Below are 20,526 nucleotides of genomic sequence, written 5' to 3'. Positions count from 1 at the left end.
TTAAGCTCGCAACACATAAGGGGATGAGATGAGCGCTGCATCAGAACAAGCAGGCCAGGCAACGGAAACGCCGGTTCGGTTGGGGCCGGGTGATATCGCCTGTTCACGAGGGTTGGCAACATGGCTCAGTACTCATCAGGTATCGTTGGTGCTTTCCTCTTACCAGACCGGACAGTTGTTTCTGGTGGGTGTGAAACCCAGTGGCGGCATTCACTTTCATGCGGTGGGCACAAATCGTGCCATGGGTCTGTGGGCGGAACCGCAGACGTTGATCCTTGCGACCGCCAATCAGGTCATTCGCTTTGAGAATATTCTGGAAGAGAACCAGCGTATTGGAGATGCAGACAAGTACTATGTGCCCCGTGTCGCGCACACGACTGGTGATCTAGACATCCATGACATTGTGAAACTGAAGGATGGCAGCATCGTCTTTGCCAACACCATGTATTCCTGCCTGTCTACCTTGCATTCGGTACACTCCTTTGCTCCTTGGTGGACACCGGATTTCATCTCAAAACTTGCGGCGGAAGACCGGTGTCACCTCAATGGCATTGCACTTCGTGGTGGTAAACCGGCCTATGTGACCATGGTGAGCCGTGCGGATGTGGTCAATGGTTGGCGAGATCGACGGGATCTCGGGGGCTGCATCATCGATGTGCGCAGTAATGAGGTGGTGACAGAAAACCTCTCCATGCCTCACTCCCCACGCTGGCATCAGGGCAAATTGTGGGTGGTGAACTCAGGTACTGGTCATCTGGGCTGGGTGGACACGGCGAATGGGGCGTTTCAAGAAGTTTGCTTCCTGCCCGGGTTCGCGCGCGGGCTATCATTTCACAATGGTCATGCCATCGTGGGGCTCTCGCTTCCGCGTGATGGATCGTTCAAGGGCCTGCCGCTGGATGATGAGTTGAAGAGAAGGGATGCCGACCCATGGTGCGGTGTGCAGATTGTTAATCTAGATACTGGCGATGTGGTGGAGTGGATCCGTTTCAGCGGTGTGGTGAAGGAAATGCTGGATGTCTGCACGCTGCCAGGTGTCCGCCTGCCATCAGCGGCCTCGCCCACGTCGCCGGAAGTGAGCAACCTTCGGACCATCGCAAGCTCTTCTAAACACGTGGAACCTGCTTAAGGCTCGGTGAGTGAATGTGAGCAGAGATTTCCCTGCTCACTTGCTCTAATCAGTTCGCTTAGACTTTCTGCAAGAAGTCGAAGTCGCAGCCCTTTGTCGCAGGCAGAACTGTATTGTGATACAGCTGCTTGTAGCCGCGGGCTGGTTCCGGGTTTGGTGAGGTGAAGGCCGCGCGGCGACGCTCCAATTCTTCTTCTGACACCAGCAGGTCGATGCTCTTGTTTTGAGCGGACAGGCGGATGCGGTCACCGTTCTGTACCAGAGCCAATGGTCCGCCCAGATCCGCTTCCGGCGTTACATGCAGAACGATGGTGCCGAATGCCGTGCCACTCATGCGGGCATCGGAGATGCGGACCATATCCTTTACGCCAGCGCGGGCCAGCTTTTTCGGGATTGGCAGATACCCTGCCTCCGGCATGCCCGATGGGCTGCGTGGGCCTGCGTTTTGCAGCACCATCACGTCATCGGCGTTGATGTCCAGATCTGGGTCATCAATGCGATTGGCAAGGTCTTCCAGAGAAGAGAACACAACCGCCCTGCCCTCATGCTCCAGCAGTTCAGGCGTAGCAGCCGCGCGCTTCAGGATTGCGCCTTCCGGTGCCAATGAACCTGTCAGTGCAATCAGGCCGCCTTGAGGGTCAACCGGATTATCGGCAGTGCGGATCACACTGTGGTCGATCGGGTCAGCCTTTGGAGTATCCAGACGCTCACCCAGACTTACACCCTCAATATTGATCGGGCTGCGATGTACCTTGTCTTTGATCGCTTCCAGAACCCCGTCCAAACCGCCTGCACTATGGAAGTCTTCCATGTACCCCTGACCAACCGGCTTCAGGTCTACAACAACCGGTGTCTCATCGGAAAGCTGGTTCATGCGGTCCAGTGAGATATCGATACCGAGGCGACCGGCAACAGCGGTCAGGTGGATGATCGCGTTGGTGGAGCCGGACACAGCAAGCAGAACACGCAGGGCATTCTCGACCGCTTCACGCGTCATGATTTTGTCTGGCGTCAGAGCGTTCTCTGAGAGTGCCATTTGAGCTGCCACAACACCTGTTTCTTCTGCATTGCGCAGGCGGTCTGCGTGGACAGCCGGAATGCCCGCGGAGCCCGGCAGGATCATGCCAAGGGTTTCGGCAATCACAGCCATGGAGCTGGCGGTGCCCATCACGGCACAGGTGCCCGCAGTGGTCGCAAGGCGACCTTCAATCTGGTTGATCTCCTGCTCATCTACCGTACCCGCGCGGTACTGCGCCCAGAAGCGGCGGCAGTCAGTGCATGCGCCGAGGCGTTCGCCCTTGTGGCGACCTGTCATCATAGGCCCAGCCACAACCATAGTGGCTGGCTTGCCAGCGGATGCCGCGCCCATCAGCAGGGCTGGAACGGTCTTGTCGCAGCCGCCCATCAGAACCACGGAATCCATTGGCTGCGCAGTGATCATCTCTTCCACGGCCATGGCCATCATATTGCGATAGACCATGGAGGTCGGGCTCAGGAACACCTCGCCCAAGGACATGATCGGGAACGGCACCGGCAGTGCACCGGAGGCGAGTACGCCGCGCTTGATGGCTTCCAGCATCTCAGGGAAATGCCTGTGGCAGTTGTTAAAACCGCTTTCGGTGTAGCAGATGCCGACGATTGGCTTGTCGAGGCTAGCATCCGTGTAGCCCATGGATTTGGCGAAGGAACGGCGCAGGTAGCGGGCAAAGCCCTTGTCGCCATAGTTTGTCAGGCCGTTTTCCAGCCCCTGTACTTTTTTGCTCATCAGATCTCTCGGGAGATTAGCAGGTGGCGGGTGTATTTCGGCACGAGGTAATCCATGATGCCGAGCGAGCCGCCCTCGCGGCCAAAGCCACTTTCCTTGTTGCCACCAAATGGCGCTTCTGCAGTTGCCAGCAGTGTTTCGTTGATACCGACCATGCCTGCTTCCAGCCGCTCAGCGGTTTTGATTGCCAAAGCACTGTCATAGGAGAACACATAGGCCGCCAGACCAAATGGTGTATTGTTGGCGCGTTCGATCACGTCTTCCACGTCGTCGAAGGTGGAGATCGGCGCGACTGGAGCGAAAGGCTCTTCGATCATGATCGCGGCCTCATCCGGCACATTCATCAGAACCGTCGGCTCAAGGAAACTGCCCTCCGGTAGGTTTTCCGGCTGTTGGCCACCTGCGAGCAACTCGGCGCCCTTGGCGATAGCATCTTCAGTCAGGCGTAGTGCATGGTCGACGGCACGCTGGCGAATGAGCGGGCCAGTGGTGACGCCCTCTTCCAACCCATCACCCACCACCAGAGATTTGGCGTAGCGAGCGAACTCTTCTGCGAACTCCTTTGCGATGGAAGAATGCACATAGAACCGGCTTGGCGAAATGCAAACCTGCCCGCAGTTGCGGAATTTGGTGGCGGCCAGTTTCTGTGCTGCTGCGATCGGATCAAAGTCTTTATGGATGACCACTGGTGCGTGGCCGCCCAGTTCCATGGTGACTTTCTTCATGCCATCTGCGCACTGCCGCATCACGTCTTTGCCCACGGGCACAGACCCAGTCAGTGACACTTTGCGGATTTCTGGTGCGTTGATCAGTGCAGGCGCAAGCGTGCGGCTGTCACCTGTCAGGATAGCCAGAGCTCCCGGCATCAGGCCAGCATCCATCAGCGCCTGACCAATGGCAAAGCACGGGCCAGCGGCTTCAGAAGCCGGACGAGCGATAACAGTACATCCAGCGGCCAGTGCTGCCGCGATCTTGCGGGCTGGCAGAAGTGCCGGGAAGTTCCAAGCGGACAGCGCCAGAGACGGGCCAACCGGCTGGTAGTTTACAGTCAGCCGCTCATCTGCGTTGCGGCCCGGAATGGTCTGGCCGTAGATGCGCTTGGCTTCTTCGGCGTACCATTCAAACTGATCCGCCGCTGCTCCGGTTTCGCCAACAGCTTCGGCTAGTGGTTTGCCGGTTTCTGTGCTCATCACGCGGGCGATATCTTGAGTGCGTTCGCGGATCAGGTCTGCGGCTTTACGCAGAACCTTGGCGCGTTCCCATGCTGGAACCGCTGCCCATTTTGGGAAGGTGTCCTTCGCCAGTTTCAGTGCGGAGGCAATGTCGTCTGTGCTGGCCGCGGCGATGGTACCGATGGTTTTGCCGGTGACCGGGCTATGCACATCGCGGGTGTCACCAGTGCTGGCAGCCATCCACTCTCCACCAATAAGAAGTTTCGCATCTGTCATGATTAAATGCTCATTTTCAAATATTTGTCCTGAACGTCATCGCACCAGTTGCCAACGTTCCAGTTGCCATAAGCGCCCATGCCGCCAATCGGGTTTTCGCCGTGATAAACCGGCACATGCACCACGCTGAGGCCATTATGTGCTCTGGCTTTCTCAAGAGCTTCGCTCAGATCTTCCGCGCTGTGACCACCAGAAATAGCCAGCACACCCTCGACCGCATTGGCCATGGCGATGTAATCGACAGCCACGCCGTCATTGGTGCGGTAGTCGTTGCCGTATTGGGCGAGCTGAAGGTGGCTGATGGCGGCCATGCGACGGTTGTCGAAGATGATGACCGTGCCATGCACGCCATGCTCCACGCCATCAATCAGCACTTGCGGATTCATCATGAAGGAGCCATCTCCGGTGAAGGCGACAGAGTATCTGCCCTCCTCCGCCACGCCGCCTGCAATGAGAGCGGAGACGGCAAAGCCCATGTAGGAGGCGCCGGTTTCGGTGATGGTTTCACCAACACGGTCGTCTTCCACCACCTGAAAGCCATTGGCCTGCACATCGCCTGCATCAAAGAACTTGATGGCATCGTGCTTCTTGCAGAAGTCAGCTGCTGCTTTGATGGCCTGAGGCTGGGTCATCACACCGCGATGCCAAACCGGGTCGTCTATCGCGCCTGCGGCATAGCGGTCTGATTTGAAGGCAGTCCACTCGCCCTTCTTGGCAACACAGTCTTTCAGCCACTCGGCTTTGTTGCTGACCCCGCCTTTGGCGAGCTCTGAAAGCAGCAGTTTCACCACTTCGCCAATGTCACCATTCAAAGCCGTGGTGTGGGCGTAGTGCTGCACATCCACCGGGTCGGCGTTGATGTTGATGACGTGTTTTGCATTTGGCCAGCCCATGCCAGAGCAGTCACTCTGGCAAACAGCGCGGGAACCGATGGCAACCAGAAGCTCAGCCTCCTGCATGGCATAGTTGCCACTGATAGAGCCTTTGGAGCCACCCACATGCATGTTCTGCGGATGTGAATCTGGCAGAATACCCAGTGAGCCCGGAGCCTCCACCACCACTGCGCCAGAAGCTTCTGCCAGTGCGCGGACTTGCGAAGCGAACGGGCGAGAACCGCCGCCTGCTTTGATGGCGACTTTGCCAGTGGTCTTCAGCAGTTCCACGGCTTCCAGCAGGTTATGGTCCGCTGCCGGAATGGTTGGCTCATAAGTTGGAATAGTCGGCAGGCTGTCCAGCCGGATATCCAGTTTCTGAGGCTGCGTGTTCAAAGGCAGGTTCAGGTAGAACGGGGCAGCTTTGAACGGATGATAGACGCAGCTGGCGCCCATGCGCAGTGCATTGCGCAGAGCTTCCGGCGTGTGCAGCGTGTAGGCTTGTGACATGGCCGAGGTGATCTGCTGGAACAGGCCTTGCTGCGGTTTTGGCACCTGCTGCATGTTGTAGCCTTCGCCATAGGTCGTCTCATCACCATAGATGTGATAGAGACCAATGCCGTTGGAGGCTGCTGCCAGTGACCCAGCCATGGCCTGAAGAGCACCGGGGCCGATGGAAGTCACCACCGCGCACACCTCGCCATACACCCAGCGCAGTGCTGTGCCGGCATGGGCCATTTCCACCTCATTGCGGAACTGCCATGTGCGCACGAGACCAGCATCCTCATAGATGCGCAGCACCTCACCCAGCTCGGTGGAGCCGTGGCCGAAGATTGCCAGATACTTGGTAACGCCTTGCCGCATCAGGCCCAGAACCAGCGCTTCGGAGAGCGTCATGGTCACCTGCTCTGCAAAATGACCATTGGCGATGGCGGCATCCAGACCGCCCTGACTTTTCAGCCAGTTGGCTCGCTCTTGCATGCTGGTGGGAACAGATAAAGACATGTCTGTACTCCCGCTGCTTAGAAGCTGATTGTCTGGCCTGTGCGTGCAGATTCTTCTGCCGCCAGCGCAAAGCTTAAGACATCACGGCCCTGCCGCGCTGTCAGAATGGGGTCGCCGCCCTCAGTGATGGCATCAAGGTAATGGCGTGTGGAGTTGACGAAGCTCTGCTCCCAGCCCGCATAGATATCGCGGTACTCGGTGACGTTGCCTTCGCGGTAATGCACCAGTGGTGCCGGATCTCCGATGGAACCGTGGCCGCAGTTAATCCAGAGAACGCCTTGCGTTCCGGTGATCTCAACACGGTCATCCTGCGCGTAATGCTTGGTCGCGATCTCCAGCTCAGGGGAGTAAACCACTTCCAGATTGCCGATTTTGTTGCCGGGGAAGCGGAAAGAGACCATGGACGGAGCGTCCAGATAGATGCCTTTGAACACCTCGGTCTGGCCGATGAAGGCGTGCACGTCAGACGGCATGCCCATGAAGTGCCAGGCTAGGGCGAACTTGTGGTGGCCGTCATCAAACACCAGCGGGCCGCCGCCAGCCATGTCTTTCATCTGCCGCCACGCATTGGCTGCTGCTGGCACCTTCCAGGCGGTTTTACTTTTGCCCGGATTGGACTTGATGCGGATGGAAATCGGGTCTCCAATCGCGCCCGCATCCACCAGTTCTTTGGCTTTTAAGACAGGAGGATGGAAGATGAAGTTTTCGAAGATCTTGAAAGGGCGATCATAGCCGTCAACGGCCTCTACCAGCGTGTTGGCCTCTTCCATGTTCATGCACATGGGCTTTTGCAGAGAGACCATTTTGCCAGCGTTGATCGCGTCCAGCGCGGCTTGCAAATGCAAATGGTGTGGCAGCAGAATCTCGACCAGATCGATATCCGGACGAGCCAGAATCTCTTTGTAGTCGTCACTGATGATCGGGTCATCAATGCCCCATGCCTCTGCCTGAGACTGGGCCTGCTTTACGTTTCGATCACACAAGGCAACAATATTGCCTTTCGGGTTCTGCTTATACTCAATGGCATGCAAATCCGAAATGCGACCTGTGCCCAGAATGGCAACGCGAACCGGCTGGTTCCCCATCCCTTACTCCCTCATAAAACACATTTTCTCGACAAGCGCACCGAGCTCCTCAAATCGCTTGTCATTAATTCGAACTGTCGGTCCTGACACGCCGATCGCGGCGATCATCACCCCATGCTCATCAAAAACCGGTCCCGCCACGCAGCGGATGCCGGAGGTAAATTCTTCGTCGTCAATCGCGTATCCGCGATCTCTGCTTTTGGAGATTTCGGCTGCCAGTGCCTTATGGTCGGTCAGGGTTGCAGGGGTGAACTGCTTCAGCTCCTGCTCTGCCTGCGCATCACCAAAGGCCAGAAAGGCCTTGCCAAGGGCGGTGCAGTGCAGTGGGCCAAGAGAACCGATGGGGTGATCGACCTTGAGCGGGAGCTCAGAATCGATTTTATCCACATACCAGACCTGCGAACTGGCCAGAACAGCCATATGCGAGCACTCTCCCGTCTCGCGTGTGAGCTGTTTCAGGACAGGTTGCCACTGCTGCCGTGTTGCGACAATTGCCTCCGCCGTCGGCCCAGATCCTTGGGAACTGGTCATTTTTTCGCTTGCTGCGTAGCGTCGGTCAGTCCCTTGCGTAGCGTAACCGCATGCAACCAAAGTACGCAGAATATGCGTCGCATTGGACTTGTCGACACCAAGGTAACTCGCGATATCCGTAAGCCGCAAAGGTTTAGCCTGCTCAACAAGGTAGTCGAGCGTCTGAAGTCCACGGGATAGCGATTGTAAAAGGCGCAACGTCAATCTCCACTAACACGCTGGAATAAGTTGAAATATGGACAACTAATTACACAAAGTTAAACATAGGGCAACAGAATTCCTGCGTCTGGCTTCAGAATTGACACAGGTTTTACAGGAGTGCAAGAGGCCGTATACGTATTTTTGTACAAAATAAGCTTGACATTTTGCGAAATGCGCGGCGAAATGGGACGTATATTCAGTTTTGTTGCACATATGGCAACTTATTGATGAAATGATTTTGTAAAACATATGCAAACTCTTGGGAGGGGATTGAAATATGAATAAGCGCAGAAGGCAACTTTTGCTTGCTGCGGTGCTTGCGCCTGTTATGGCGACAGCATCCATGGTTCCATCATTTGCAGCAGACGAAGTCACCATTTCTCACTACTTCACCGGTGAGCTGGGCCAGAAAGGCCTGAAAGAGATTCTGGATGGCTTCAAAGCCAAGTCCGGCATCACTGTTAAAGACAGCCCAATCGGTCACGAAGACTTCAAAACCGGTATTCTGGTGCGTGCGGCGGGCAACGCACTGCCAGACGTCTTTTCTTATTGGGCTGGTGCGCGCACGCAGTTTGTCATTGATGCAGGTGATCTGCGTCCAATCGACGGCATGTGGGACAAGGCTGGTCTGGACAACGTGGTCGCCAAGTCTGTTGCGGACGGTGCAACCAAGTATGACGGCAAGCGTTATCTGGTGCCATTCGGCTACCACTACTCCGGTCTGTTCTTTAACAAAGCTGTTATGGAAAAGGCTGGCATCACGGAAGCTCCTAAAACATGGGAAGAGTTCCTCGCAGCCTGTGAGAAGCTGAAGGCAAACGGCGTGACCCCTATCGCGCTGGGTTCCAAGAACCGCTGGCCTGCACAGTTCTGGTTTGACTATCTGATCCTTCGTACCGCGGGTCCTGACTACCGCGCAAAGCTCATGAACGGCACAGCCTCTTATGCCGATCCTGAAGTGAAGAAGGCGATGGATCTCTGGAAGAGCATGGTCGACAAAGGCTACTTTGTTGAAAATGCAAACGCAGACAGCTGGACAGATGCCTCTGACAAGGTTGCCCGCGGTGATGCAGCCATGACCCTGATGGGCACATGGATCACTGGCTACTGGAACTCCATCGGTCTGAAGCCGGGTGAAGACTATGACTTCTACCCATTCCCGGAAGTGACAGCTGGTGTGCCTAACGCCGTGGTTGGTCCGGTTGACGGTCTGGTGATCTCCGCAAATGCGAAGAACCCGGAAGGTGCTGAGCAGCTGCTTGAGTATCTGGTGTCCGATCCGGAAGCACAGGCCAAGTGGGCCAACATTCAGGGCGCTCTGTCTGCTAACGTGAATGTTGCAAAGTCCAACTACAACGCTGTGATGCTCAAAGCACTCGATACCATCGATGCAGCGCAGACCTTCGCGTTCAACTATGACCTGTCCACGCCTCCACCAGTGGCGGAAGTTGGCTTGTCCATGTTTGCTCGCTTCATGGATGACCCATCCAACGTGGATACCATTCTGGATGAAACTCAGGCCAGCGCTGCAAGCGCATTTGCCGAGTAAACATCGCAATCCAAACAGAGCCGGTCGCAACTGGTTTGCGGTCGGCTTGCCTCTATAACATCGAGCATATCGCTGGTCTTGCAGCAGGATATGCGCCATCTGAGGCAGGCTTTTTCTGAGACGGGTATGAATCAAAGCAACACATTCTGGCGCGTTGCCCTTTTGGCGCTCCCCCTCAGCGTATTCGCGCTGATCATCATCTGGCCGCTCCTAAGCTCGTTCTATTACGGCTTTACCAACTGGAACGGTTTCAGTGACACCTATGATTTCGTTGGCTTTGAGAATTTCGGGAAGCTGTTTTCCGATCGCCTCTTCATGTCTGCGGCAATAAATACGATTATCTGGATGGCCATCGCGGTGGTGCTTCCAACGGTTCTTGGCCTTACGCTGGCGCTGCTCATCGACAGCCATGTGCCCGGTGGCCCGATCTTCAAAACCATCTTCTATCTGCCAATTTGCTTGTCTGCCGTGGTGGTTGGTCAGGTCTGGGTCTGGATCTATCAGCCGGACTGGGGTCTTCTGAACACCATCATCGAGTACGTCACCAACGACCGTTTCAACTACGCATGGCTGGCGAAACCGGACAGTGCGCTTTACTCGGTCATCGTGGCCTGGTCCTGGCAGGCAACCGGCCTGTCCATGGTGATCTACCTTGCAGGTCTTACAGCTATTCCGGGTGACTTGCTGGAAGTGTGTGAGCTGGAAGGTGCGACCACATGGCAGCGCATTCGCCACGTTATTCTTCCCTTGCTGACACCAGCCACGGTGGTTGTTGTTGCGCTAAGCGTGATCAACTCGCTGAAGGGCTTTGATATTCTGTACATCATGACTGGCGGCGGGCCGTTCAACAGCTCCGATACGCTGGCCATGCATATGTATAACGAGAGCTTCAAGAAGTACCTGATGGGCTATGGCAGTGCCATTTCCGTCGTGCTGTTCCTCGTCGCGCTGACCATCATTCGCCTCTATTTCAAACAGCTTAAAAAGGTGGACGAGATCTATGGCTGATACGGCTACTCTGGGCAGCACCAGCGGCGATTATGTAGCGCCGAAGCGGTTCAATCCGTGGCCCGTTGTCATCTTCATCTGCCTGTTTACGCTGGCAATCCTGTTTCTTGCGCCAACCTTTGGCGTGCTGCTCTCTTCCGTTAAAACAACGCGGGACATCGCGCTGGGGGATCTTTGGGCGATCCCAAGTAGCATGTACTGGGGCAACTATGTTGAGGTGCTGAGCAATCCGGCCGTGCATGGCTACATGCTCAACACGTTCCTCGTGGCAGCACCGGCAACGGCGTTTTCCATCGCGCTTGGTGTGCTTGCGGGGTACGTGTTTGCCAAGCTTCCGTTCAAGGGCAGTGACTTGGTGTTTCTGCTGGTGGTATCGGGCATGTTCTTCCCGCCGCAGGTGATCCTGATCCCGCTGTTCCGTCTGTTCAACCTGATGGGGCTGATTGATACGCTGTGGCCGATGATCATCGTGCACACGGCGCTGGGTATCCCGATCTGCACCCTGCTGATGCGCAACTTCTTTGCCACCGTGCCGAACCCGCTGCGCGAAGCGGCTATTCTGGAAGGCGCCAGCGAGTGGCAGGTGCTGACCAAGATTGCGCTGCCCATCAGTCTGCCAGCCATTGCGGTGCTGGCGACGCTTCAATTCACCTGGATCTGGAACGATTTCCTCTGGCCGCTGATCTTCACCCAGTCGGATGAGAAACGCACCATCATGCTGGGGCTCGTGTTCATGAAGGGCCAATACTCCGTTGCCTGGGGCATTCAGGGCGCCATGTCGCTGATCGCCAGCCTGCCAACGCTGATCGTATTCCTGTTCTTCCAGCGCTACTTCATCAAAGGCATGACCATGGGTGCCGTGAAAGGATAATCGGGGACATTATGAGTAGTTTGTCACTGAAAAACATCAAGAAGTCATACGGCCAACATGAGGTCATCCATGGGGTGGATCTTGAGGTCGAAAAGGGTGAGTTCATCGTCTTCGTTGGCCCATCCGGCTGCGGTAAGTCCACCATGCTGCGCATGATCTCCGGTCTGGAGGAAGTCACATCCGGCCAGATCTCCATCGCGGACAAGGATGTAACTCGCGCCCATCCGTCCAAACGTGAAATTGCGATGGTGTTCCAGTCCTACGCGCTGTTTCCGCATATGAGTGTTGCGGACAACATCAGCTTTGGTTTGCGCCTTGGCAAAACGCCAAAGGATGAGGTGAAGCGCCGCGTGAATGAAGTGGCCGATACGCTGCAGATCACGCATCTGCTGGAGCGCTTCCCGCGTCAGCTCTCTGGTGGGCAGCGTCAGCGCGTGGCTATTGGCCGCGCGATCATCCGCAATCCGCAGGTGTTCCTGTTTGATGAGCCGCTCTCCAATCTGGACGCCGCCCTGCGTGTGCAGATGCGTTTGGAGATCGCCCGCCTGCACAAGCGTCTTGGTGCGACGATCATCTATGTGACCCACGACCAGACCGAGGCGATGACTCTTGCGGACCGGATTGTGGTGTTCAACCACGGTGTGATTGAGCAGGTTGGACGTCCGATTGATCTGTATGAGCGCCCAGCCAACAAGTTCGTGGCTGGGTTCCTTGGGGCTCCATCCATGAACTTCATCGGAGCAACCGCACAGCAAGGTGCAATCCAGTTGGATGGCTTCAACATCACCGATGCGCAGAAGGCCCATGCCAATGGGGCGATTACGCTCGGCATCCGTCCGGAGCACATGCGTATCTCTGACACAGAGGCCTGCGATTTCTCCGCGAAGGTGGAACTGGTTGAGGAGCTGGGGTCAGAGTCCCTCGCCTACCTGCAAACCAGCTTCTCCTCTGATCCGCTGACCATGCGGGTGGACCACTCCATCACTGTGCGTGAAGGGGATGTGCTGCCGGTTTCAGTGAACCGCGAGTTCCTGCATGTGTTTGAGGAAGGTGGGGCCTCCCTGTAAAGCAGGGTAGCTACCCGCCGCCAATGAGTACACCTGCGGCAAACACCAGTGAGCCGCCAAGGACAACCTGAAACGTCGCCCGCAAGAGCGGCGTTTCCATGTATTTGCTCTGGATCCATGCAATGGCGCAGAGCTCGACAGCCACAACAAAGAACGCGATGGAGGTGGCTATCCAGAACTCGCTGATGAGATAAGGGATGGTGTGCCCCAGCCCGCCAATGGCTGTCATCACCCCGGAGGCCAGCCCGCGCAGTGTGGGGGAGCCGCGCCCTGAGATCTGCCCGTCATCAGAAACCGCTTCCGTAAAGCCCATAGAGATGCCCGCGCCGATGGAGGCGGCAAGGCCAACCAGAAACGTGGTCCATGTGTTCCCCGTAGCGAACGCGGTGGCAAACACGGGGGCGAGTGTGGAGACGGAACCATCCATCAATCCGGCCAGACCTGGCTGAATGAGCGTTAGCACCAATTTGCGATGCGCCGTCTCGTCCTCGCTCTCCGCTTCCGTCTCCATGTGTGACTGGGTCAGGAAACGGGCTTTGTCCTGATGGCTTGCTTCAACAGCCGCCAAGTCTCCTAATAGACGCCGTGTATCTGCATCCGTGCTTCTCTTCTCCGCGTTCTCGTAGAAGGTCCGTGAGGCGGTCTCCATATTCTCTGAGATGTGACGGATCTGGTCGAGGGTCAGGTGCGCAGACAACCACGTGGGTTTGCGGGCATAGAAGCCGGAGACATGCTCGCGGCGGATCAGCGGGATGGTGTCGCCGAAGCGCTTCTGGTGCAGTTCTATTAAGGAGATGCGGTGCTGGTCTTCTTCATTCGCCATTTCTGAGAAGATGGCTGCTGTACCCGGATAGTCTTCATGCAATCTGGCAGCAAAGCCGCGGTAGATGCGGGCGTCGTCTTCTTCTGAGGAGATGGCGAGGGCAAGAACCTGCTGCTCACTCAGATCAGAAAATCGCATGCGTGACGTCAGATACAACATCCGTGATGGTCCAGTTGTTCCGGTTTCGGCAGATCCTAAGCAGGTTTCATTGCAAACAGGCAGTTTCAGCCCCTCAAATGAGAGGCAAATTTGAGGGGTCTGGCCGCTGAAATCAGGAGAATTGGGCAATGCTTCCGTGATTGTGCTATCAACGGATGTGATTGATGTTTTTGGGAAAATGTGATCGCCCAATCGGATCTAAATGAAGATCTCGATCGCATTTGAGCAGAGCGGTTTAACCAGTCTTAACTTATTATACTAAAGTCGATTACGTGCCTTAAAATAAACGGATAGGAGGAGCACAACTTTATTAGCCAATAACAAAACTTAGTTAGCAGGAGACGTGTCATGCCTGTAAATAAGTTGAATGCTGAACAACACGATTGGGCCAAGGCTGTTTACCAAAACATGCATTGGAACTTCCCCGAGGAAGAAGGGGATGAAACCAATCTGACAGCGCAAGCCTCAAACGAGCAGGCCAACGGCGTGAATGGCACTCATGACCAGCGCAATGGCTCTGCCGAACCGGATTTGAGCGACTATGTCGTCGTCGACACTCCTCCTCCAGAACGACAAAATGGCTCCAAGCCTAGTCCTGTCCATGCTGTCTTTGAGGAAATTGGCCTCCCACAATCCGAAACACTCCGCGAGCAACTGGGTCGATTACGTGACTTCCAGCAGAAGAGGGAAGCCTTCTTAAAAGATCCGCTTGCCACAGCTTATGCTGACCCTGCAGCTGCCAAATGGGAGCATCATGTGAAAGATGTTCTGGGTATGACTCAGGAAAAAGCTGATGAAATGGTCAAGCAGCAGTTCACTCGTGATCTGAAGAAAGACCTAAAGGATGAATCCCGGAGTGTCACCAAGGAGATCTTTGACTCTCAGGCTGATGATCCTCGCTTCACCGAGTTCCTGCAAAACGCAGCCAACTCCAATCCTAAGCAGCTGACCCCGGCACACCGCGAGATGCTGGTGTTCATGAGTCAGAACATGGTCAAGCTCGGCAACTCCCTCGTGAAGGACGTCAATGAACTGTATCGCCAGCACGCCTTCGGTAAGGCCATGAGCGATACCATAGACAATGCGAAGGAAAATGCCGTTTCTGACAGTGAGCGACAAAAGCTGGAAGAAATAGAACAGGAAGTTATTGAGTACCGTATGGCTGTTGCACGGCAGTTGGGTATGGCCCTGAACACCACCAATGATGTGCAGTCCGCCATCAGCTTTGGTGAAACCGTCAACTCCGCCGTTGATGAACTCGCCGAACAGAACGATCGTGCACTGAACGCCGCATCTGGCCTTGCAAAGATGGCAAGGAACATGGTCAACGACCACCTCGCCCAAACAAACAGTCCTCGCAAGACCATGAAGTGGGTTGAAACTCAGCCATGGGCAAAGCTCGTTGATATCGATATCACCACCAAGGGTGACTACTTCAACATTGAAGCCGAGCTGCGGGACAACAGTCCGCAGAACGAAGACACTGATGGTCTTGATATCGACGAAAACACCGATCTGGCACAGCGGAACCTTTCAAAAGAAAAGCTCATGTACAATCCTGAGCTCATCTTCAACGGTTTGCGCTCACCGGAAATGATGGCCGCCCTGACCAGCAAGGCCACGGGTGAAGCCAGTAATGACGATATCCCATTTGTCGAAAAGCCAAGTGATCTGGCAATGAATTGGGGTGAAACCCTTGCCCGCGCCCAAGAAGGTGGCCGGGACATCAGCGATCAGCTGCCTGATTACATGACTTTGAAGCAAGTGCGCTATCACGACATCAAGAAGGGCTTCTTCTCAAACACCGATACCGTGAAGACCGCCTGGGTGGTTGAACAGAAACCAACTTCCGACACAGTTGCGGAAGTGAACCTGATCAACAATCTGCCACGAGCCATCGCGGGTGATCTCGGAGATCTGGCTTTAAACATGTCCGATCTGCGGGAAGACCAGACGAAGAAGAACGATGACATTCAGAACAAGCGGAGCCATCTAGATGACTTCCTCAGCTCCAAGGGTGATGGCCTGCTGCAAAGCTATGGTAATGCGCATGATGCAATCAGCAGCTTGCAAGACCACGCAATGCAGGAAGTCATGGCCAAGATGAGCAATGGCACAAGCATCCGTAAGATCCTGAGATGGGCAAAGGAACAGCCTTGGTCAGCCATGTTCCGTGTTGAAATCACGCCAATGGAAGGTGGCAAGAAGGATCAGTACAACGTGGTCGTCAAGGAAGTTGAACATGGCACCACGGAAGCAAACAGTGTTGTGCTGAACGAGCCAACAGAACGAGACAAGGAAAACGCCGGTAACATCGCAGATGAAGAAGATCAGGCCTTTGGTGAAGACCTGCATGGTTTGAGTGGTGCGCTGAAGGCTCTGCTGAACCCATCCGTCTATAAACAGCTGATCTCCAAACCTACCGGTGAAAACAGCGACGGAATGCCAGTCGTTGAAGAACCCACCAAGTTGGCACGGGATTGGGCGGAGCTTATTCAAAAGTCTGCCGGCCCCGGTGCAAGCTTGCCGGACTATCTGGAACTTCGCCAGGTGAAGTACCGTGTCCGCTCCTTCCTGCCATGGAAGAGAAACAAGCTGGAAGCTTGCTGGGTTCTGGAATTCAAGCCTACGGCTTTTAAACAAGCCGCTTAACAGAGCCTCCCATGCTCTGACCTTATAAACCTTCCTTATCTAATGGCTGGGCTCTGCGGTTTGCCGCAGGGCCCTTTTACATGCTGGTCTGCAGCGTGATCCAAAGCGGCAGGCTGATGCAGGAGAGCAAGGTGGATTGGGCGATCAGCGTTGCAGGCTGGCGGCAATCAGCGCCAAAAGCGGCGGCCAGCACATGGGCGGCTGAAGCGGTGGGCAAAGCTGCGAACAACACCAGCACGGATGCCTGTTCTTTTGGAATGGCAAAGCTGTGCACCACAAACCAGGCAATGCAAGGCAAGGCCAGCAGTTTAATGGAGTTCAGCCCGCCGGTATAAATATCCAGCTTCATCAGCCCCTGCCAATCAAGTGTCGCTCCAATCGCCAACAATGCTAGGGGGATGGCAGCCAGAGCCAGTTGATTGAGACCTTCCGAAAGGACTGAGGGAAGCGGATACCCACTCAAGCCCACCGCAACACCGCCAAGGGCGGCCAGAAAGAATGGATTGAGAGCCACCTTTCCAACCGCCTTGCGCAGACCAAGACCTTTGCCCATGGAAAGAGCTGTCACAGCCATCAGGTTCGCCATTGGCACCGCAAAGCCAATGGCAATGGCCATCAGAGAAGCGCTGTCCGCGTCCAGCGCGTTGATGGCCACAAACCCGATTGCTGTGTTGAACCGCCATGCCGTTTGCCAGCCAGCGGCAAAATCCAGAAACCGATCCGGACCAAACGGGCGCAGCAACCACCCCAACAACAACCCGACACCCAAAATACCCCAAACGCCCAATCCGATGATGGCTGCATCATCCAGATTGATGGGCCGGGCTGCCGCTGCTGAAAACATCAGTGCCGGAAACAGCAGCTGAAAGTTCAGCGTATCAATGCCCCGCCACACTGTCTGATCCAGTCGTTTGCCAAACACGCCGCCCAGAGCCAGCAAGCCCAGACTTGGCAGCAATGCCATCGCGATCCCCATAGGCTCTCTCCTCACGGTTTGGCTGGTCTTTCCTGTTGCTATGTCTTAGACTAATGAGAATAGATAAGATAATAAGCTGAGCTTATGATGTGTAATAGCAGCCTATGACCAAAGCTGACGGACCCAACAATTTCGCAACCCGCCTGCCGGAACTGGCCGTGCGTGCCCTGCCTCTGGTGCAGACCGTTGGTTCTGTTACCAAGACGGCGCATCGGTTGGGTGTCAGTCAGTCTGCGGTGAGCCAGTCCATTGCAGAACTGGAGAAGCGGCTTGGGGTGAAGGTGCTTCGCCGCGGCGCGCAGCCGGTGCAGTTGACGGATGAAGGCAAGCTGATCGTGCAGTATGCGCTGAGTGTGCAGGCTGCGGAAGAAAATGCCCTCGCCCGTATCAATGACCTGCGCCAGAATAAAGGGGGGCGCGTTCGTATCGGTTCCTCCGGCCCCTCTGCCTCCACCCGTCTGCTGCCAGATGTGATGAAACGCTTCTCCCGCCTCTATCCGGGCATCGCGCTGGAACTGCGGGAGGCGCAGGATCAGGAGATCATCGCCGCATTGCGTCGTGGAGAGGTGGATGTGGCCGTCGTACCGGGACTGGATGGTGATGAAGAGTTCGAGAGCATCCCTATCGCCTGTGACCGACTTGTCGGCATTGTTGCCCGTGATATGAAGTTGCCACCTCAGATGACCGCTGAGGACTTTCAGCGCCAGCCCTTTATTATGACCAAGGGCGGCAGTGAGCCTCTGGTGCGTAAATGGTTCAGCCGCTCAGATACAGAACCGCGCGTGGATCACTCCATTCAGCAGATCACATCCATTTTGGCAGTCGTCCGGTCCGGCCTTGCCTGCTCCATCATCGCGGAGCTCGCACTGCCCGAACATCTGGAAGGTGTGATGGCCCTGCCTCTTGATCCCCCTGCCCCGCGCAGTCTCTTCCTAACCCGCCTGCCAACGACCCCCACCAACAGTGCCGTCACCCGCTTCTGGGATTTTGCGGAAAATGAGATCTACCAAGAAGAATAATCTTCCTTCCCTTAACGGAATACGCGGATACCCTTATCTTAGTTAATGAGAATGTGCTCATAAATTACAAAATGGGGGATGAATTTTGCGTTTTTGTACCGACTGGTCGGTTGAAATCGATATTTTCTTCCCGTTAGGCGGGAATTTTTCACCAAAAATTTTCGTGATTACCATAGGTAACCCACTATCTCACGCAATAAGTCATTGATATATAGCAAAAAACTTTGAAATAGTTCTATTGTACATGTATTCCCTATGCATGCTGAGGATGTAAGCTAAATCATAATAAAAATCATGGTGGGAGGCTAACCATGGAAACAATGACGAATATCCTAGGCGAAATTAATTCTATCGTTTGGGGCCCTGTGATGCTTATAGCCATTCTCGGGGTTGGACTTTTCCTCCAGATCGGACTCAAACTAATGCCCATCTTTAAGTTGGGCACGGGCTTTAGCCTGCTCTGGAAAGGTCGACAAGGCGCAGGTGGTGGCGAAATCAGCCCCTTCAACGCGCTGATGACTTCTCTTTCAGCAACAATCGGGACCGGTAACATCGCAGGCGTAGCGACTGCAGTGTTCCTCGGCGGACCTGGCGCACTCTTCTGGATGTGGATGACCGCTCTTGTGGGCATGGCCACCAAATATGCAGAAGCTGTTTGTGCGGTGAAATACCGTGAGCGTGACAACGCTGGTAACTATGTCGGCGGTCCGATGTACTACATCAAAAACGGTCTGGGCCGTAAGTGGTACTGGCTTGCTCCAACCTTTGCCGCGTTTGGCGCAGTTGCTGCGTTCGGCATCGGCAACGGCGTACAGGCTAACAGTGTTGCGAACGTTCTGAATGAAAACTTCGCTATTCCGGCACAGGCGACCGCAGTTATTCTGATGGTGCTCACCGCTGCAGTTATTCTGGGAGGGGTAACTCGCATTGGTAACGTTGCTGGTAAGCTGGTTCCATTCATGGCTGTTGCTTACATCACTGCTGGTCTGGTTGTTCTGATCCTGAACATCGATTCCATCGGTTCTGCTCTGCAGCTGGTCTTCGCTCAGGCATTCACCTCCACTGCTGCTGAAGGTGGCTTTGCTGGTGCTGCTGTGTGGGCGGCTATCCGCTTTGGTGTTGCCCGCGGCGTATTCTCCAACGAAGCTGGTCTGGGTTCTGCACCAATCGCTCACGCGGTTGCTGAAACCAAGAGCCCTGTAAACCAGGGTCTGATCGCGATGCTCGGCACGTTCATCGACACCATCATCGTATGTACCATTACTGGTCTTGCGATTGTGGCATCCGGCGTGTGGACCTCCGGTTCCTCCGGTGCAGCGCTCACCTCTCTGGCGTTTGAGACATCTCTGCCGGGCGTTGGTGGTTACATCATCGCAATTTCACTCTCCGTGTTCGCGTTCACCACCATCCTGGGCTGGAGCTTCTACGGTGAGAAGTGCATTGGCTTCTTCTTCGGCCCTCGTGCTCTGAAGCCATACCGCATCCTCTGGGTTGTTGCGATCTACTTCGGTGCGACTGCAGAGCTCAGCTTCATCTGGCTGCTGGCTGACACGCTCAACGCAATGATGGCTATTCCAAACCTCATCGCGCTGGCTCTTCTCAGCCCGATTGTCTTCAAGCTGACCAAGGAGTTCTTCTCCGAAGACGGCGAACCAGAAGGCGCAGAAGAAGCACCTGCTGAATAACAGAAAACACAGTTTTCAAGAAAATGGCCCGGTTCACCGCCGGGCCATTTTTGTGTGTGCAGATGGATGGGAGGCTGTGAACTTGGCAGGACTATTCAGGCAAGGTGAGTATGTTTGCAGCGCAGGCGTTTGACAGAAGTGAAACCGCTACCGCACAGATGTACAATTGTTTCATGTCTTTTTGAGTCGGTGTCATCTGCGCCATGATCAATACGCTCCAACTCACAGAACTCACCTGCAAAACAGAGTGCGTGAAGCTCTGCGACGAGATTCTCTCCGAACTGCCGGACTGGTTCGGGCCGTTTGAGGTCTACAAAGACTATCTGGAGGATGTGAAAACACGTCCTGTTTTTGTAGCTGAGGTTGGAAATGAGAAGGTCGGCCTCATGGCCTTAACGCAGACCAGCGCGGCCTGCGTTGATATCCATCTGTTGGCGATCCGATCAGGGCACCATAGTGCCGGCATTGGCCGGGCATTTGTTGAGTTGGCAATGCGCTATGCAAAAGAGCACGGCGCCAGTTTCCTGACTGTCAAAACACTCGGACCTTCCCGCGAGAATGCTGCTTATGCCAAGACGAGGAAGTTTTACGCGTCTGTCGGGTTCGAGCCTCTGGAAGAGTTTATCGACTTCTGGGGCAAAGACGTGCCGATGTTGCTGCAGTGTCAACGTGTTATGTGAT

The 20,526-nt window shown here is 55.2% G+C and carries 16 protein-coding genes; 9 read left to right on the top strand and 7 right to left on the bottom strand.

Going from position 1 to position 20,526, the window contains the following annotated elements; genetic code table 11:
* Positions 1-28 precede the first annotated feature (28 nt).
* Entirely contained in the window at positions 29-1,129 is a 1,101-nt protein-coding gene (locus AC3CB2_RS19815) for a TIGR03032 family protein (protein ID WP_352935378.1), read from the top strand.
* 58 nt (positions 1,130-1,187) lie between these two features.
* Here AC3CB2_RS19815 and AC3CB2_RS19810 read toward each other — a convergent pair whose 3' ends face one another.
* The 5 genes from AC3CB2_RS19810 to AC3CB2_RS19790 are packed head-to-tail and all read right to left on the bottom strand — an operon-like array spanning position 1,188 to position 8,033.
* Positions 1,188-2,894 carry a dihydroxy-acid dehydratase gene (locus AC3CB2_RS19810; protein WP_352935381.1) on the bottom strand — a complete coding sequence of 569 codons (1,707 nt, stop codon included), beginning with the start codon at positions 2,892-2,894 and terminating at the stop codon, positions 1,188-1,190.
* Complete coding sequence (locus AC3CB2_RS19805; protein WP_352935384.1) at positions 2,894-4,342, bottom strand: NAD-dependent succinate-semialdehyde dehydrogenase; 1,449 nt, start codon at positions 4,340-4,342, stop codon at positions 2,894-2,896. The genes AC3CB2_RS19810 and AC3CB2_RS19805 overlap by 1 nt, the downstream gene beginning before the upstream one ends.
* 2 nt (positions 4,343-4,344) lie before the next feature.
* Positions 4,345-6,219 carry a thiamine pyrophosphate-binding protein gene (locus AC3CB2_RS19800; protein ID WP_352935387.1) on the bottom strand — a complete coding sequence of 625 codons (1,875 nt, stop codon included), beginning with the start codon at positions 6,217-6,219 and terminating at the stop codon, positions 4,345-4,347.
* 17 nt (positions 6,220-6,236) lie between these two features.
* Positions 6,237-7,304 carry a Gfo/Idh/MocA family protein gene (locus tag AC3CB2_RS19795; RefSeq protein ID WP_014284641.1) on the bottom strand — a complete coding sequence of 356 codons (1,068 nt, stop codon included), beginning with the start codon at positions 7,302-7,304 and terminating at the stop codon, positions 6,237-6,239.
* Between the two features lie 3 nt (positions 7,305-7,307).
* Positions 7,308-8,033, bottom strand: coding sequence for an IclR family transcriptional regulator (locus tag AC3CB2_RS19790; protein ID WP_352935390.1), 726 nt, complete (start codon positions 8,031-8,033; stop codon positions 7,308-7,310).
* Between the two features lie 280 nt (positions 8,034-8,313).
* On the opposite strand from AC3CB2_RS19790, the gene AC3CB2_RS19785 reads away from it, so the two are divergent.
* From AC3CB2_RS19785 to AC3CB2_RS19770, 4 genes are all read left to right on the top strand, one after another.
* Complete coding sequence (locus AC3CB2_RS19785) at positions 8,314-9,585, top strand: ABC transporter substrate-binding protein (protein WP_014284643.1); 1,272 nt, start codon at positions 8,314-8,316, stop codon at positions 9,583-9,585.
* Positions 9,586-9,711: 126 nt separating this feature from the next.
* The gene (locus tag AC3CB2_RS19780; RefSeq protein ID WP_352935394.1) at positions 9,712-10,593 is read left to right on the top strand and encodes a carbohydrate ABC transporter permease; all 882 of its coding nucleotides are present in this window, start codon (positions 9,712-9,714) and stop codon (positions 10,591-10,593) included.
* Positions 10,586-11,464 (top strand): carbohydrate ABC transporter permease, encoded by an 879-nt coding sequence (locus tag AC3CB2_RS19775; protein WP_008548945.1) that lies wholly within the window; start codon positions 10,586-10,588, stop codon positions 11,462-11,464. The genes AC3CB2_RS19780 and AC3CB2_RS19775 overlap by 8 nt, the downstream gene beginning before the upstream one ends.
* Positions 11,465-11,475: 11 nt before the next feature.
* Positions 11,476-12,531 (top strand): ABC transporter ATP-binding protein, encoded by a 1,056-nt coding sequence (locus tag AC3CB2_RS19770; protein WP_352935396.1) that lies wholly within the window; start codon positions 11,476-11,478, stop codon positions 12,529-12,531.
* 10 nt (positions 12,532-12,541) lie between these two features.
* On the opposite strand, the gene mbfA is transcribed toward AC3CB2_RS19770, so the two are convergent.
* Positions 12,542-13,492, bottom strand: coding sequence for an iron exporter MbfA (mbfA, locus tag AC3CB2_RS19765; protein ID WP_235861777.1), 951 nt, complete (start codon positions 13,490-13,492; stop codon positions 12,542-12,544).
* Positions 13,493-13,861: 369 nt separating this feature from the next.
* On the opposite strand from mbfA, the gene AC3CB2_RS19760 reads away from it, so the two are divergent.
* Positions 13,862-16,165 (top strand): hypothetical protein, encoded by a 2,304-nt coding sequence (locus AC3CB2_RS19760; RefSeq protein ID WP_352935399.1) that lies wholly within the window; start codon positions 13,862-13,864, stop codon positions 16,163-16,165.
* Positions 16,166-16,241: 76 nt separating this feature from the next.
* Here AC3CB2_RS19760 and AC3CB2_RS19755 read toward each other — a convergent pair whose 3' ends face one another.
* A complete protein-coding gene (locus tag AC3CB2_RS19755) occupies positions 16,242-17,141 on the bottom strand; it encodes an AEC family transporter (protein ID WP_352935402.1) in 900 nt (299 codons plus the stop codon).
* A gap of 104 nt (positions 17,142-17,245) precedes the next feature.
* Between AC3CB2_RS19755 and AC3CB2_RS19750 the strand changes: the two genes are divergently transcribed.
* From AC3CB2_RS19750 to AC3CB2_RS19740, 3 genes are all read left to right on the top strand, one after another.
* A complete protein-coding gene (locus AC3CB2_RS19750; RefSeq protein WP_352935403.1) occupies positions 17,246-18,160 on the top strand; it encodes a LysR family transcriptional regulator in 915 nt (304 codons plus the stop codon).
* A 311-nt stretch (positions 18,161-18,471) separates the two neighbouring features.
* Positions 18,472-19,845, top strand: coding sequence for an alanine/glycine:cation symporter family protein (locus AC3CB2_RS19745; RefSeq protein ID WP_352935405.1), 1,374 nt, complete (start codon positions 18,472-18,474; stop codon positions 19,843-19,845).
* 203 nt (positions 19,846-20,048) lie between these two features.
* A complete protein-coding gene (locus AC3CB2_RS19740; protein ID WP_352935407.1) occupies positions 20,049-20,525 on the top strand; it encodes a GNAT family N-acetyltransferase in 477 nt (158 codons plus the stop codon).
* Position 20,526: the final 1 nt, after the last annotated feature.

The sequence above is a fragment of the Pseudovibrio sp. SCP20 genome, from assembly GCF_057774105.1.
The sequence above is the reverse complement of the archived record's forward strand: the minus strand, read 5'-3'. Positions and strand labels throughout refer to the sequence as shown.